At 73.9% G+C, this 13,741-nt stretch carries 12 protein-coding genes, 1 tRNA gene and 1 riboswitch; of the genes, 6 read left to right on the top strand and 7 right to left on the bottom strand.

The genetic code is table 11. The features are described from left to right. Window positions 1-29: 29 nt before the first annotated feature. On the bottom strand, window positions 30-2,099 hold the full coding sequence (locus tag FRZ03_RS10595; protein ID WP_146464895.1) for an asparagine synthase-related protein: 2,070 nt from the start codon (window positions 2,097-2,099) through the stop codon (window positions 30-32). Window positions 2,100-2,800: 701 nt separating this feature from the next. Here FRZ03_RS10595 and FRZ03_RS10590 point away from each other — a divergent pair. From FRZ03_RS10590 to FRZ03_RS10575, 4 genes are all read left to right on the top strand, one after another. Continuing rightward, on the top strand, window positions 2,801-4,225 hold the full coding sequence (locus FRZ03_RS10590) for an MFS transporter (RefSeq protein WP_146464894.1): 1,425 nt from the start codon (window positions 2,801-2,803) through the stop codon (window positions 4,223-4,225). A 103-nt stretch (window positions 4,226-4,328) separates the two neighbouring features. Next, the gene (lhgO, locus tag FRZ03_RS10585) at window positions 4,329-5,576 is read left to right on the top strand and encodes an L-2-hydroxyglutarate oxidase (protein WP_146464893.1); all 1,248 of its coding nucleotides are present in this window, start codon (window positions 4,329-4,331) and stop codon (window positions 5,574-5,576) included. A 25-nt stretch (window positions 5,577-5,601) separates the two neighbouring features. Then, window positions 5,602-6,402, top strand: a complete 801-nt coding sequence (trmB, locus tag FRZ03_RS10580) for a tRNA (guanosine(46)-N7)-methyltransferase TrmB (protein WP_146464892.1) — start codon at window positions 5,602-5,604, stop codon at window positions 6,400-6,402. Between the two features lie 42 nt (window positions 6,403-6,444). Then, complete coding sequence (locus FRZ03_RS10575) at window positions 6,445-7,797, top strand: PrsW family intramembrane metalloprotease (protein ID WP_186785344.1); 1,353 nt, start codon at window positions 6,445-6,447, stop codon at window positions 7,795-7,797. Window positions 7,798-7,830: 33 nt separating this feature from the next. Here FRZ03_RS10575 and FRZ03_RS10570 read toward each other — a convergent pair whose 3' ends face one another. The 5 genes from FRZ03_RS10570 to FRZ03_RS10550 all read right to left on the bottom strand — a co-directional run bounded on the left by FRZ03_RS10570 (window position 7,831) and on the right by FRZ03_RS10550 (window position 12,275). Further along, entirely contained in the window at window positions 7,831-8,775 is a 945-nt protein-coding gene (locus FRZ03_RS10570; RefSeq protein ID WP_146464891.1) for an aldo/keto reductase, read from the bottom strand. A 73-nt stretch (window positions 8,776-8,848) separates the two neighbouring features. Further along, window positions 8,849-9,904: a M23 family metallopeptidase gene (locus FRZ03_RS10565; protein ID WP_146464890.1), complete on the bottom strand. Its 1,056-nt coding sequence runs from the start codon at window positions 9,902-9,904 to the stop codon at window positions 8,849-8,851. A 9-nt stretch (window positions 9,905-9,913) separates the two neighbouring features. Then, window positions 9,914-10,080, bottom strand: a riboswitch (cyclic di-AMP (ydaO/yuaA leader). A 311-nt stretch (window positions 10,081-10,391) separates the two neighbouring features. Further along, a tRNA-Met gene (locus FRZ03_RS10560) sits at window positions 10,392-10,465 on the bottom strand. A gap of 87 nt (window positions 10,466-10,552) precedes the next feature. Beyond that, window positions 10,553-11,716 (bottom strand): dihydrofolate reductase family protein, encoded by a 1,164-nt coding sequence (locus FRZ03_RS10555; protein ID WP_146464889.1) that lies wholly within the window; start codon window positions 11,714-11,716, stop codon window positions 10,553-10,555. Continuing rightward, complete coding sequence (locus FRZ03_RS10550) at window positions 11,643-12,275, bottom strand: signal peptidase II (protein ID WP_261398850.1); 633 nt, start codon at window positions 12,273-12,275, stop codon at window positions 11,643-11,645. The genes FRZ03_RS10555 and FRZ03_RS10550 overlap by 74 nt, the downstream gene beginning before the upstream one ends. A gap of 220 nt (window positions 12,276-12,495) precedes the next feature. Between FRZ03_RS10550 and FRZ03_RS39015 the strand changes: the two genes are divergently transcribed. After that, window positions 12,496-12,642: a hypothetical protein gene (locus FRZ03_RS39015; RefSeq protein ID WP_186785343.1), complete on the top strand. Its 147-nt coding sequence runs from the start codon at window positions 12,496-12,498 to the stop codon at window positions 12,640-12,642. A gap of 37 nt (window positions 12,643-12,679) precedes the next feature. Beyond that, window positions 12,680-13,291, top strand: a complete 612-nt coding sequence (locus FRZ03_RS10545) for a DUF2637 domain-containing protein (protein ID WP_261398849.1) — start codon at window positions 12,680-12,682, stop codon at window positions 13,289-13,291. A gap of 70 nt (window positions 13,292-13,361) precedes the next feature. On the opposite strand, the gene FRZ03_RS10540 is transcribed toward FRZ03_RS10545, so the two are convergent. Further along, a partial coding sequence (locus FRZ03_RS10540; protein ID WP_146464908.1) for an NADPH-dependent FMN reductase occupies window positions 13,362-13,741 on the bottom strand: 380 nt, incomplete at its 5' end.

The following is a 13,741-nucleotide window of genomic DNA, read 5'->3' as shown; positions in this document are numbered from 1 at the left end:
CCACCGGTGGGCCGCACGCGTGAGCGCCCTCACCCGCCGGCGGCCAGCGCTCCCCGGCGCGGGGTGATCCCCGCCGGTACCGCCCGCGACCGCGCCGGTGTCCCGGTCCAGCACGTCCCCCGGCGGGCCAGCAGGCGGTGGAGCCACAGTTCGAGGGAGATCAGGTCGGCGAGGCCGTCCAGCGGTACGGCGGAGCCGCCCGCCGCCGCGCGCAGCGCCTTGCGGATCACCCGGGCCTCCACCAGTCCCGCGTCCGCCAGCAGCGGGCGGGCGAACAGGTCCTGCAGCGCGTCGCCGGACACCCTCAGGCCCGCTCGGGCCGCGGCCGCCGAGGAGGCGTGGGACGGCACGCCCCAGCCGAGCGGGAGGTCGGTGACGCCGGCGCCCGACAGGACGGTGCGCAGGATCGCGGCCCGCGCCCCCGGCCGGACCCGCAACGCCTCGGGCAGCGCGCGGCAGGCGCGGACGACCTGGTTGTCCAGGAAGGGGGCGTGCAGCCGCTGGGACCGGATCTCCACGGCCTGTTCGAGGACGCGGAGGTCCGCGGCGTACCGGGCGAGCGCGGCCCGCGCCCGATGGTCGCCGGGGCGCTGGACGCCCGCGCCGGGCCGGTCCGCCCCGGCCCCCAGCAGAACCGATACTTCGGCCAGTGCCTCCCCCGTCAGCCACCGGGCGGCCGCCCCGGGCGGGGCCCAGGTCAGCGCGGCGAGGGACGCGCCGACCGCCCCCCTGGGCTCCTCGAACCGGCGTCGCATCAGCCGCTCGGCCAGCGCCTCGACGCCGGCCCGGTACGGGGTGCGGGCGAGCCGCCGGGCCGCGCCGTACACCCGCGCGGGGACCAGCACCGAGCCGTCGGCCCGGGCGAGCGCGGCGACCGGCCGGACCAGATGGCGGCGCCGGCGGTCCATCAGCAGGTCGGCCAGCCGGGCGGGGTGGGCGTCGAGGACCTGGCGGGCGCCGTGGCCGGTGAAGTGGTCGGCACTGCCCGCGGCCAGCCGGGCCCGGTGCCGGGCGGCCGTGACCAGCGAGGGTCCGGGCTCGTCGGTGAGGGGGCCGTCGAGGTCGGCGTAGGGCAGGATCTCCTCGCCGCCGGTCACCACCACGTGGTGCAGCCGGGGGTTCTCGGCGAGGGCGCCGGCCCGCTGGAGTTCGGCCTCCCGGCCGCCGACGGCGAGGTCGTTGAAGGTGACGGCGAGGAGGCGTTCGCCCGCGCCGTGGCCGAGCAGGGTGCCGGGCCGGCCGGGCAGCCCGGCGGCGAGCAGCGCGAGGGTGGCGGAGGCCGGCCCGCCGGAGAGGTCGGCGCCGATGCCGGGCACCGGCATGCCGCGCCGGGCGCGCCGCTCGGCGGGCCCCATCCCGGGCACCGGTCCGGGATCGAGGTCGGGCACGTGCCGGGGCGCGGACAGCCGGGTGCGCACCGCCTCCACCAGGGCGTCGCGCACGGCGTCCACGGCATGGTCGGGGTCGGCCGGGGGCGCGGACACGGCGAGCGAGGTGACCGGGTCGTACCCGGCGATCTCCCGCGCCCCGGCGCGCAGGACCAGCGCGTGCCCCGGCGGAACGCGCCGCACCCCTTCGTACGGGGTGGTGTCGCGCAGCGCGGCCGGTACGTCCGGGGCGGCGAGCAGGGCGGCCAGATGGCCGAAGTCGAGGTTGGCCTCGACGAGGTCGGCGAGCGGCAGCGCGGCGGTGGCGTACGCGGTGCCGCCCGCCCACGGGGTGTGGAAGACCGGGCGGGCTCCCGCGAGGTCGCCGCAGACGGTGACGCGGCGGCCGACCTGGACGACGGCCGTGTAGCTGCCGGGCCAGGCGGTCAGATGGCGCAGCGCGCCGCCGCGCGCGGTGAACAGGCCGCGCCGCAGTTCCTCGTCGGAGGCGCCGCAGATGCCGAGGACCGCGATCCGGTTCTGGTCGTCGGCCCGGACCACGCGCACCTCGTCCGGGCGCCAGTCGCCGACGGCCCACAGCGGGTCGGGGCCGCCCCACAGCAGCTGGGAACCGACCGGGTGCAGGGTCTCGCCGTCGAGGTCGAGTGCGCCGGCCGAACCGGGCGCGGCGGTGCCCGCGGAGGTGCTGCTCCACCCCACCAACCACCGCATCGACGCCTCCACAGGCTGTGGACAACCACTGCACCGGACGAACCGGTCCCCATGCTGCCACGAAGGTCGCGTGGGAGAGGTGTGGTGACACCGCACGGAGCGGTGGAAGGACAACCGGCGTTGACGCGGGGGCCGTTGACCCGGCGGGGAAGGCAGCCGAGCGGGACGCGACGTGAATGCGCCCCTTATGCGCCCCCCAAAACGCGCTTCACGCCCCGAAGTTCCATGGTCGGGGCCGAGAACACCCGGCGATCTGCGGGACGATTTTCAGCCAAATACCGTGGGGCGCCCGGAAGACGAGCACGCTCCGTAAGGGTCGGCGGCGCGCGCGGCGCCGTACACACACGCACGGTCCGGGAGGCGGTCGCCGCCTCCCGGACCGGTCCGCCACCCGCGGGGATGAAGGTGGCGGTGTCCCCCAGCCCACTGGATCCAGTACAGCGGGCCGACCCACGCAAGACCAGGAAACCGCCACGGAGTTGGCCGGAGAAGAGCGCACGGCCGGGCGCACGGCCACACGCGCGGGGGCACGCGACGACCGGTCCGTGCACGGTGCGTACAGGACCGTACTTCCGTACGGACCACAATCCCGCCATCCGGAACAATGCCCCTTAACGCTTGGGATGCGGCGAACTACGCTGGGTTTACGAATGCCGCGCGGTTATGCCCGCGCGGCGGCCGTCTGTGTCGAGGGGTGGCGCATGTCCAGGGAGCAACGCGGGCCGAACGAAAAACTCGGCACCGTTCTCGCCCTCGCGGGAATCAGCAACGCAGGACTCGCGCGACGCGTCAACGATCTTGGCGCCCAACGCGGGCTGACACTTCGCTACGACAAGACCTCCGTGGCGCGCTGGGTGTCGAAGGGCATGGTGCCGCAGGGCGCCGCGCCGCACCTCATCGCGGCCGCCATCGGACAGAAGCTCGGCCGCCCGGTGCCGCTGCACGAGATCGGCCTGGCGGACGCGGACCCCGCACCCGAAGTGGGTCTCGCCTTCCCCCGGGACGTGGCGCAGGCGGTGAAGTCGGCGACGGAGCTGTACCGGCTCGACCTCGCCGGGCGCCGGGCCGGCTCCGGCGGCATCTGGCAGTCGCTCGCCGGCTCCTTCGCGGTGAGCGCCTACGCGACGCCCGCCTCCCGCTGGCTGATAACCCCCGCCGACAGCTCCGTCGCCCGGGAGGACGGCTCCGCCGAGGGCACCGGCGCGGCGGTCAGGGTCGGCCACAGCGATGTGCGCAAGCTGCGGGAGGCCGCCGAGGACGCCAGGCGCTGGGACTCCAAGTACGGGGGCGGCGACTGGCGTTCGTCCATGGTGCCGGAGTGCCTGCGCGTGGAGGCGGCGCCGCTGCTGCTCGGCGCCTACTCCGACGAGGTCGGCCGCGCCCTGTTCGGCGCCTCCGCCGAACTGACCCGGCTGGCCGGCTGGATGGCCTTCGACACCGGTCAGCAGGAGGCCGCCCAGCGCTACTACATCCAGGCCCTGCGGCTCGCCCGCGCGGCGGCCGACGTCCCGCTCGGCGGGTACGTCCTCGCCTCCATGTCGCTCCAGGCCACCTACCGGGGCTTCGGCGACGAGGGCGTCGACCTGGCGCAGGCCGCGCTGGAGCGCAACCGGGGGCTGGCCACGGCCCGCACCATGAGCTTCTTCCGGCTGGTCGAGGCGCGCGCCCACGCGCGGGCCGGGGACGCGCAAGCGGCGGGGGCTGCCCTGAAGGCGGCCGAGAGCTGGCTGGAGCGGGCCCGGGAGGGGGACAACGACCCCTCGTGGCTCGGCTTCTACGGCTACGACCGGTTCGCCGCGGACGCCGCCGAGTGCTACCGGGACCTGAAGCTGCCCCGGCAGGTGCGGCGCTTCACCGAGCAGGCCCTGTCCAAGCCGACGGAGGAGTTCGTGCGCTCGCACGGACTGCGGCTGGTCGTCTCCGCGGTCGCCGAGCTGGAGTCCGGGAACCTGGACGCCGCGTGCGAGCAGGGGGTGCGGGCGGTGGAGGTCGCCGGGCGGATCTCGTCGGCCCGCACGACCGAGTACGTGAAGGACCTGCTGCACCGCCTGGAACCGTACGGGGACGAGCCGAGGGTGGTGGAACTGCGGGAGCGGGCCCGGCCCCTCCTGATGGCTCCGGCCTGACCCCGGCCCCGCCGCGCCTCCACGCCTCCGCGCCCCGAGCGGTACTGATCACTTCGGCGTTTGAAGGCGATGTCAGTGGCGCAGTGCACTATCGACGTGGGAGGTGGTGCAGGTGCCGGTCGGGGCGTACGACTGTGATGTGCTCGTGGTCGGAGGGGGGATCGTCGGGCTGTCGACGGCGTACGCGATCAGCCGGTCCGCACCGGGCACCCGGGTGACCGTGCTGGAGAAGGAGCCCGGACCGGCCCGCCACCAGACGGGCCGCAACAGCGGGGTCGTGCACAGCGGCATCTACTACCGGCCCGGCTCGCTCAAGGCGCGGTACGCGGTGCGGGGCGCCGCCGAGATGGTGAAGTTCTGCGCCGAGTACGGCATCGACCACGCCGTCACCGGCAAGCTGATCGTCGCCACCGAGCGCGCGGAGCTGCCCCGGCTGCACGCCCTGGTGCAGCGCGGCCGGGAGAACGGCATACCGGTGCGGGAGCTGGGCCCCGCCCAGATCTCCGAGTACGAGCCCGAGGTGCGCGGACTGGCCGCGATCCACGTGGGCACCACGGGCGTGTGCGACTTCTCGGGGGTCGCCCGCCGGCTCGCCGAGGCCTCGGGCGCCGAGATCCGCTACGGCGCCCGGGTGGTGCGGGTGGACCGGCGCCCGGAGCGGGGCGTGGCCGTGCGCACCGCGGGCGGGGACGTGGTGCGCGGCCGGGTGCTGGTGAACTGCGCCGGACTGCACTGCGACGAACTGGCCCGGCTGACCGGGGACGAACCGGGGGTACGGATCGTGCCGTTCCGCGGGGAGTACTACGAGCTGGCCCGGCCCGAGCTGGTGCGGGGCCTGGTGTATCCGGTGCCGGACCCGGCGTTCCCCTTCCTCGGTGTCCATCTGACCCGGGGCGTCGACGGCGTGGTGCACATCGGCCCCAACGCGGTGCCCGCCCTGGCCCGGGAGGGGTACGACTGGGGCGTCGTACGCCCCCGGGAGCTGGCCGGGACCCTGGCCTGGCCGGGCTCCTGGGCGCTGGCGCGGCGGCACTGGCGGTACGGCGCGGGCGAGCTGCGCCGCTCGGTGTCCAGGGCGGCGTTCCTGGAGGCGGTGCGCAGGCTGCTGCCCGCGGCGCGGGCCGAGGACCTGGTGCCGGCGCCGGCCGGGGTGCGCGCGCAGGCGGTGCTGCGGAACGGAACGCTGGTCGACGACTTCCTGATCAAGGAGGGGGCCCGCGCGGTGCACGTGCTGAACGCGCCGTCCCCGGCGGCCACCGCGTCGCTGCCGATCGGCCGGGAGATCGCCCGCCGGGCGCTGGGGATGCTGGACGCCGTCGGCCGCGAGGGTACGGCCCGGCCGCGCCCGTAGACTCGGTCGTACTGTGTCTGATGCGATGAATGCCCCCGAAGCCCTGACCGAACCGGCCCCGCAGGACCCCGGTGCCGCCGTGCGGCGCGCCCGGGCCAAGGGCGAGCCGCGGTTCCCGGACGGCCCCCGGGCCGATCCCGCCGGGTCGCACTTCGAGCGGCGGATCCGCAGCTTCCAGCCGCGCCGCAGCCGGGTGACCGCCGGGCAGGCCGACGCCTTGCGGCGGCTGTGGCCCGCGTGGGGGCTGGACGTCGACGGGCAGCGGGTGATCGACCTCGCCGAGCTGTTCGGCGACGACCGGCCCGTGGTGCTGGAGATCGGGTTCGGCATGGGCGAGGCCACCGCGCGGATGGCCGCCGCCGACCCCGGCACCAATGTGCTCGCGGTGGATGTGCACACTCCCGGCCAGGGCAATCTGCTGAACCTCGCCGACCGCTACGGACTGGACAACGTCCGGGTGGGCAACGGGGACGCCATCATCCTGCTGCGCGAGATGCTCCGCCCCGGCGCGCTCGACGGGCTGCGCGTCTACTTCCCCGACCCCTGGCCGAAGAAGCGCCACCACAAGCGGCGGCTGATCCAGCCGGAGTTCCTCGACCTCGTCGCGACCCGGCTGAAGCCCGGCGCGCTGGTGCACTGCGCCACCGACTGGGAGCCGTACGCCGAGCAGATGCTCGAGGTGCTCACCGCCCACCCCGAGTTCGAGAACACGCAGGCCGACGGCGGTTTCGCGCCCCGGCCCGAGTTCCGGCCGCTGACCCGTTTCGAGGGACAGGGACTGGACAAGGGACATGTCGTGCACGATCTGCTCTTCCGCCGCCGGTAAACCGCTCCAGCCCCTCGCCCCGCCACCGTTAGGGTCGATGCCGTGGCCACCAGTCCTGCGTACCCGACGTACCCCCCGATCCCCGGCGACGCGGTGCTGCGGCACCCGCACTGGTGGCAGCTGCGGTGGGTGCGCTACGGCGCGCTGATCACCCTGCTGGCCATGTCCGGCCTGGTCATCCTCGCGCTGGTGCGCAGGGAGACCGGCACCGAGGGGTTCCTGGTGGGCCTCGGGCTCGCGGTGCTGCCGGTGCCCTGGCTGGTCACCGCGTTCCGCTGGCTGGACCGGGTGGCGCCCTTCCCCTGGCGGAACCTGGTGTTCGCGTTCTGCTGGGGCGCCTTCGCGGCGGCGCTCATAGCCATCGTCGCCAACAGTTTCGCGACCAAGTGGATAGCCACCTCGACCGCGGACCCGGCGAGCGCCAACACCCTCGGCGCCACGGTGATAGCGCCGGTCGTCGAGGAGTCCGCCAAGGCCGCGGCCGTGCTGCTGGTCTTCCTCTTCCGCAGGCGCGACTTCACCGGGATCGTGGACGGGATGGTGATAGCCGGGATCACCGCCACCGGCTTCGCGTTCACCGAGAACATCCTCTACCTGGGCACGGCCTTCGGGACCGACCAGCTCACCGGCGGCCACGGCATCGTCTCCGTCACCGCCGCAACCTTCTTCGTGCGCATCGTGATGTCCCCGTTCGCGCACCCCCTGTTCACCACCTGCACCGGCATCGGCTTCGGCGTCGCCGCGCTGAGCGGCCCGCACCAGCGCGCCCGGCGGCTGCTGGTGCCGCTCGGCGGGCTGGTGCTCGCGATGTGCATGCACGCCCTGTGGAACGGCTCCGCCACCTTCGGCCAGTTCGGCTTCCTCGCCGTCTACGGCATGTTCATGCTGCCCGTGTTCGGGCTGCTCACCTGGCTCGGGATCTGGACCCGGCAGCGGGAGCTGCGCACCGTCCGCGAGGAGCTGCCCGTCTACGTCCTGGCCGGGTGGCTGGGACCGGCCGAGCCGTTCGCCCTGGGTTCGATGCGGGCGCGGCGGATGGCCCGCGACTTCGCCCGCCACCACGGCGGCCGGGCCACGGCGCGGGCGGTGGCACGGTACGAGACCCAGGCCACCGCGCTGGCGCTGCTGCGGCAGCGGGGGCGGCGCGGCCGGGCCGGCGCCGGCTTCGTCGCCCGCGAGCGGGAGCTGCTGGACGAGCTGTGGCGGCGCCGGGACGCGGCCCGGCCCGCGCTGGAGTACGCGGCCCGCACGGCGGCACCCGCGCCGACGGCCTGGACCCCGGCGCCGTACAACCAGGCGTACGGGCCGGGGCAGGCCGGCCCCGGGTACGGCCGTCCCGGATACGGCTACCCGGCGGCGCCGTACGCCGCGTCGTACAACCCGTACCGGACGTGACGCCGCCGGGCGGCCCGGGAAGAGCCGGTACCGCTACGCCGAGGCGTCCGTCAGCTTCTTCAGTTCGTCCTCCGTCAGCTTCAGCTCGCCGACGCCCAGCAGGGCCGGGAGCTGGTCCGGCGTCCGCGCCGAGGCGATCGGGGCGGTGACCGTCGGCCGGGCGGCCAGCCAGGCGAGGGCGACGGTGGCGTGCGGGGCCTCGTGGGCGGCGGCGATCTCGTCGAGGGCGGCGAGGACCTTCTGGCCGCGCTCGGTCTCCGCGTAGTCCGCGGCCCGGTTGGCGCGGGCGCTGTCCACCGTCCGGCCGGGCCGGTACTTGCCGGTCAGGAAGCCCGCGGCGAGGGCGAAGTACGGCACGCAGGAGAGGCCCTCACGGGCGACGAGGTCCTGGAGCGGGCCCTCGTAGGTGTCGCGGGAGACCAGGTTGTAGTGGGGCTGGAGGGCCACATAGCGGGCCAGGCCCTCGCGGGCGGAGAAGTCCAGGGACTCCCGCAGCCGCTCGGCGCTGATGTTGGAGGCGGCGATCTGCCGGACCTTGCCGGCCCTCACCAGCTCGTCCAGGGCGCCGATGATCTCCTCCACCGGCACGTCGGGCTGGTCGAAGTGGGTGTAGTAGAGGTCGATGTAGTCGGTGCCCAGGCGGGCCAGGGAGGCGTCTGCGGCGGCCTTGATGTTGGCCGCGGACAGGCCCGGGTACTGCGGGTGCTGGCTGACCTTGGTGGCGATGACGACGTCGGAGCGGTTGCCGCGGGCCTTGAGCCACTTGCCGATGACGGTCTCGGACTCGCCGCCCCGGTGGCCCTCGATCCAGGCGCTGTAGACGTCGGCCGTGTCGACGAAGTTGCCGCCCGCGGCCGTGTAGGCGTCCAGGACGGCGAAGGAGGCCTGTTCGTCCGCGGTCCAGCCGAAGACGTTGCCGCCCAGGCAGAGCGGGAAGACCTCGAGGTCGGAGGAGCCCAGTGTGCGCAGAGAAGTCATACTCCACCATTACACCGGCGGTGGGCGACCGCGTTCCACCGCCGGTGCGAAGTCCCCGCGGGGATCGGTGTGCTCAGGGGTTGAGGCCCTTGTCGCGCAGCCAGGGCGCCGGGTCGACGCCGGTGGCCTGCCCGCCCGGGTGGACCTCCAGGTGCAGGTGCGGCCCGGTGACGTTGCCGGTGGCGCCGACCCGGCCGATGACCTCGCCGGTGGTGACCTTCTGGCCGGCCGAGACATTGATCGAGGACTGGTGGCAGAACCACAGCTCGGTGCCGTCGTCCAGGGTGAGGACGGTGCGGTAGCCGTAGGCGCCGGCCCAGCCCGCCTGGGTGATGGTGCCGCCGTGGACGGCCTTGATCAGGGTGCCGGTGGGGGCGGCGAAGTCGAGGCCGGTGTGGTAGCCGGAGGACCACATGGCGCCGGGCTGCCCGAAGGTGCCGGTGATCGTGTACGAGACGACCGGCAGCGTGTACTGCTTGGCCAGCTCGGCCAGCCGCTTGGCCTCGGCGGCCTTCTTGGCGTCGGCCTCGGCCTGCTGCTTGGCGGCGGCGGCCTTGTCGGCGGCCTCCTTCTCGGCCTTGGCGGCCGCCGCGTCGCTCTGCTGCTGGGCGGCGGCGACCATGGCGGCGGTGGCCTTGCTGTCGGCCTGGCCCTGCTGCTGCTCGGCCTGGGCCATGATCCGGTTGCGCAGGGCCTCGCCGGCGCCGGTGTCGGTGCCGTCCTCGGTGGTCTGCCCGATGCCGGTGAGCGCGGTGTCGGTGGCCCGGTGCTCCTCGGCGGAGCCGGTGGAGTCGGCACCGAAGAGGTGCTCCACGGAGGACAGGTGCGGCACCGAGACGGACGGCAGGTCCGGCACGGAGATGGAGACCGGGGACTTGCCGGTGTTGGCGCTGGCGATGCCGCCCGCGCCGACCGCGGCGATCACCCCGACGCCGAGGACGGTGGAGCTGCGCGCGAGGCCGCCGCGCTGCTTGACGACGCGGTGCCGGCCGCGGACCGGGGCGACGGACTCCTCGGTGGGGTTCCATTCCTCCCAGGGGCCCTCGCCCTCGGGGCCGGGGCCGAACGGCTCGGCATCGCGTTGAGCGGGCACGAACGGGGCTTCTGGGGCAGGCCGGTTGGACGCCACGGGGGCGTGCTCCTTTCCTTCCTCCGCCTACCGGGTTAGCTGACGGGTTCGGAGCAGGAAGGTCTCCTACGCGCGTATACCGGCCGTGGACTCGCTGAGTTCACGACGGTGTCCGCGTGATTCACCCCAAGGTGGTGGTTCCCCGGTTCCCTTACGGGATTCGGCGCGTGCGCACGGAGCCGCCTCGGGTGACGGCTGGGACGACCGCGCTGCGTTATCGAACGTTAATAGACCCGGCCGTCACTTTCCAAGCCGTTCGGCTTGATCATTACGGCTCAGGAGCATGGACGTACCGCCCAAGGGCTCGCCAAACTGGGCGAGTTGCCCGGGGTCCAGGAGTCATCGGGTTTTTGATGGTGACTCAGTTGTTATGCGCACGGCGGTCGACCGGTCACCGTGGGTGACGTCCCCTACGAGGGTCCGCGCGGGTGCCGGAAAACACTCAGGGCCGGAATCCAGATCATGGATTCCGGCCCTGAGTCTTCAGTAGCGGGGACAGGATTTGAACCTGCGACCTCTGGGTTATGAGCCCAGCGAGCTACCGAGCTGCTCCACCCCGCGTCGGTGATTCCAGTGTACGCCATGTTCAGGGTGGTGAGCACACGGCTTTACGGCGGCCGCCCGGCTCGGCCGAGCGGGCCGTCCGGCTCAGCCGAGCAGATGCCGGTTCGGGGCCTTGGCCAGGGCCTCGTACGCGGGCAGGACGACGACCTCGGCGCCCGCGCGCACCAGGACGCCGGTGCCGTCGGCGCCCGGGACGAAGGTGTCGGGCTCCCGCCAGGCGGTCACCACCCGGCGCACCCCGGCCCGCAGGATCAGCTCGGCACAGGGCGCCGGGCGGGAGGCGCGGCGGGCGCAGGGCTCCAGGCTGCTGTAGACGGTGGCGCCGGGCAGCCGCGGGTCGGCGGCGTCGATCTTGGCGAGCGCCGCCTCCTCGGCGTGCACCACGGGGTCGTCCCCCTCGCGGGAGTGGCCGCGGGCCAGCTCGGTGCCGTCGGCGGCGACCACGACCGCGCCGACGCTGAAGGCCGTCTCGGAGGGCGGGCACAGGGCGGCCAGCTCACAGGCGGTGCGCAGCCAGTGCCGGTCGGCGGCGGTGGGCAGCGGACCGGTGCCGGGCGCGGTGGGCTCGTAGCGCATCAGGACGACATCCTCGATCCGCCGGGTCTCGACCAGGCGCAGCCGCCCCTCCTGGTAGCGGCCGGGCCCGAACAGCCGCGGGGCCCGCGGGTCACCGACGATCAGCGGCGCGACCACCAGCTGGAGCTCGTCGGCCAGTCCCTGCCGCAGCAGCTGGGTGTGCACGCTGCCCCCGCCCTCCACCATCAGCCGGCCGACCCCCCGCTCGTCGTGCAGATGGCCGAGCAGGGCCCGCCAGTCGAGATCCGGGCCGAGCGGGACGACATCGGCGGCGCCGCCGAGCAGCCGGGCGGCCCGCGCGGCGCCCCGGTCGGTGGTGTAGACGAGCTTGTCCCCCCCGGTGTGCCAGAACCGGGCGCCGGGGTCGAGATCGCCGGTGGCGGTCACGGTGACCTTCAGCGGGTGCTCCGGCCGCCCCTCGGCCAGCCGGACGGCACGGCGCTCGGGGGAGCCGACCAGCAGGCGGGGGTTGTCGGCGCGGATCGTGCCGGCGCCGACCAGGAGGGCGTCGGCCGAGGCCCGTACCGCGTCCACCCGGTCGAAGTCGGCCGGTCCCGACAGCAGCAACCGCTGTGGACCGGTGTCGTCCAGACAGCCGTCAAGGGAGACGGCGGCGGAGAGCAGGACGTACGGGTACTGCGCGGACTCGGTGAAGGCTCGCTCGGTGCTCACCGGCCCAAGTGTGCGGCCCGCCGCCCGTCGGCCCGCTCCCGGGGAGGGCGCGCGTCCCCCGGTCGTGCCCACGGAAGGACAGTACGACGATCAGTACGCTGCCGCAGCTGATCGCCCAGTCGGCGAGGTTCATGACGCTGACGTCGCGGACCGCGACGAAGTCGACCACCGCGCCCCGCATCCCGCCCGGCGAGCGGAAGAGCCGGTCGGTCAGATCGCCGACCGCCCCGCCCAGCAGCAGCCCCAGCGCGATCGCCCATGGGGTGCTGGTCAGCCGGCGCGCCACCCGCACCACGACGACGACCACCGCGAGCGCGATCAGCGTGAACACGATGGTCGACGCGCTGCCCATCCCGAAGGCCGCGCCGGGGTTGCGCTGCACCCGCAGTTCCAGCCAGGACCCGAGCACCGGCACGGGATCCCGGCCCTCCAGCCCCGCGACCACCGCGACCTCGCTCCCCAGGTCGAGGGCGTAGGCGACGGCGGCCACCAGCCACAGCACCCGTATCCGCCGCCGTGCCCCGGGGGCGCCGCCCGCGCCCGGCTCGCTTCGCCTCACGTTCGTTCTCCTCCCCGTTCCCCCGTCCGGCGTACGGGCCGTCAGGCGGTACGGGCCTCGGGAACCGGGGCCTCCGAAACGGCATTCGTATTTTCTCCAGTTGCTGTCATACGACCGCCGGACCCCGCTTTCGAGTTACAGAAGCACCCGAATGCCCCACACCCCCTTCTCCCGAGAGGCTCGTTAGCTGACCGTGGCACGCATTGAGAGACGCACAGCGTTGAATCTCCACTCGCCGGTCACGTTCCGGCTGGAAGGCAAGGAAGGCGAGGTGTTCACCGACGGCTGCTCCGATCTCCTCGACGATTTCCTGAAGAGGATCAGTCAGCTGGAGAGTGAGTACCTGCGGGCGATGGTGAGGCTCTAGGACCCGGCCCATGGACAGGATTCACGATGAAGACGCTTTGAGTGACTATGAGTTCAGCACGCTCGAGATGCAGTGGGACCCGGTCGAAGAACTGGCCCAGATGCTGTCCGGCGCGTCCGCCGCGAATCCCGCCCCGGCCCCGCAGCACGGCAGGTCCAGCCACCGGAAGAACCGCCGGCGCATCCGCACGGAACCCGGAGCACCGGGCGACAACCAGCGCAGCGCGCACGTCACCCTGCTGATCGCGACGATCTCGGTGTGCGCGATCTGCATGCTGGGCTGGTCTTTCTCCTATTCCTACGTCCAACTCCGCGCCACCGCTTCCTCGGTACTGCCGATGCGGCTGGCACGCTGGTGGCCCTTGACGGTGTACGGGCCATGGCTCGTGGCGGCGCTGTCCATTCTCCGGGCCACCGTGCAGAGCAGAAGTTCCCGGCGTTCCTGGGGAGTTCTGCTGGGCGCCTCCGCGATGGCGGTCGCCCTGTGCGTGAGCCACGCACAGCATTCCCCGCTGGCGCTGATCATTTTCGGAATTCCGCCGATCACCGCGCTGGTGTGTTTCTGGGAGATCGTCGGCCAGGTCTCCTCCAAGGTGACCCGCCCCCGCCACGCGGCCCACAGCCGCCGCAACGACGTCCTGCGAGGATGACGACGAGACGGTGACCGGGTGCCGCGACGACGACGGCACCCGCACGGCCTCCTAGGGCTTTTCGTTCGGATCAGGCCGGATCATCCGCCGCCAGCAGCGCGAGCACCTCACCGAGCCGCCGCCGCACCTCCGGGTCGGCGATGAGCCCGTCCTCCCCGGTCATCCCCCGCTCCACCGGCACCTTCACGCAGGCCGCGTCCACGACGCGGGCGCCGGTGTACCCGAGCACGGACCGCAGCGTGGCCTCGGCGCCCTCGCCCCGCCCCGGCGCGGCCGCGTTCACCCAGCCGACCGGCTTGTCACCGATCTCGACCCCGCCGACCGTCCAGTCCAGCAGGTTCTTGAACGACCCCGGCAGGGTGCCCGCGTACTCCGGCGTGCAGATCAGCATCCCGGCCGCCCGCCCGATCGCCTCCCGCAGCCCCGCCACGGGCACCGGCAGCGGATCGG

Origin of the sequence: Streptomyces misionensis (assembly GCF_007896895.1) — a bacterium.
GTDB classification, from domain to species: Bacteria; Actinomycetota; Actinomycetes; order Streptomycetales; family Streptomycetaceae; genus Streptomyces; species Streptomyces misionensis_A.
This window is presented reverse-complemented; position numbering and strand designations above follow the sequence as displayed.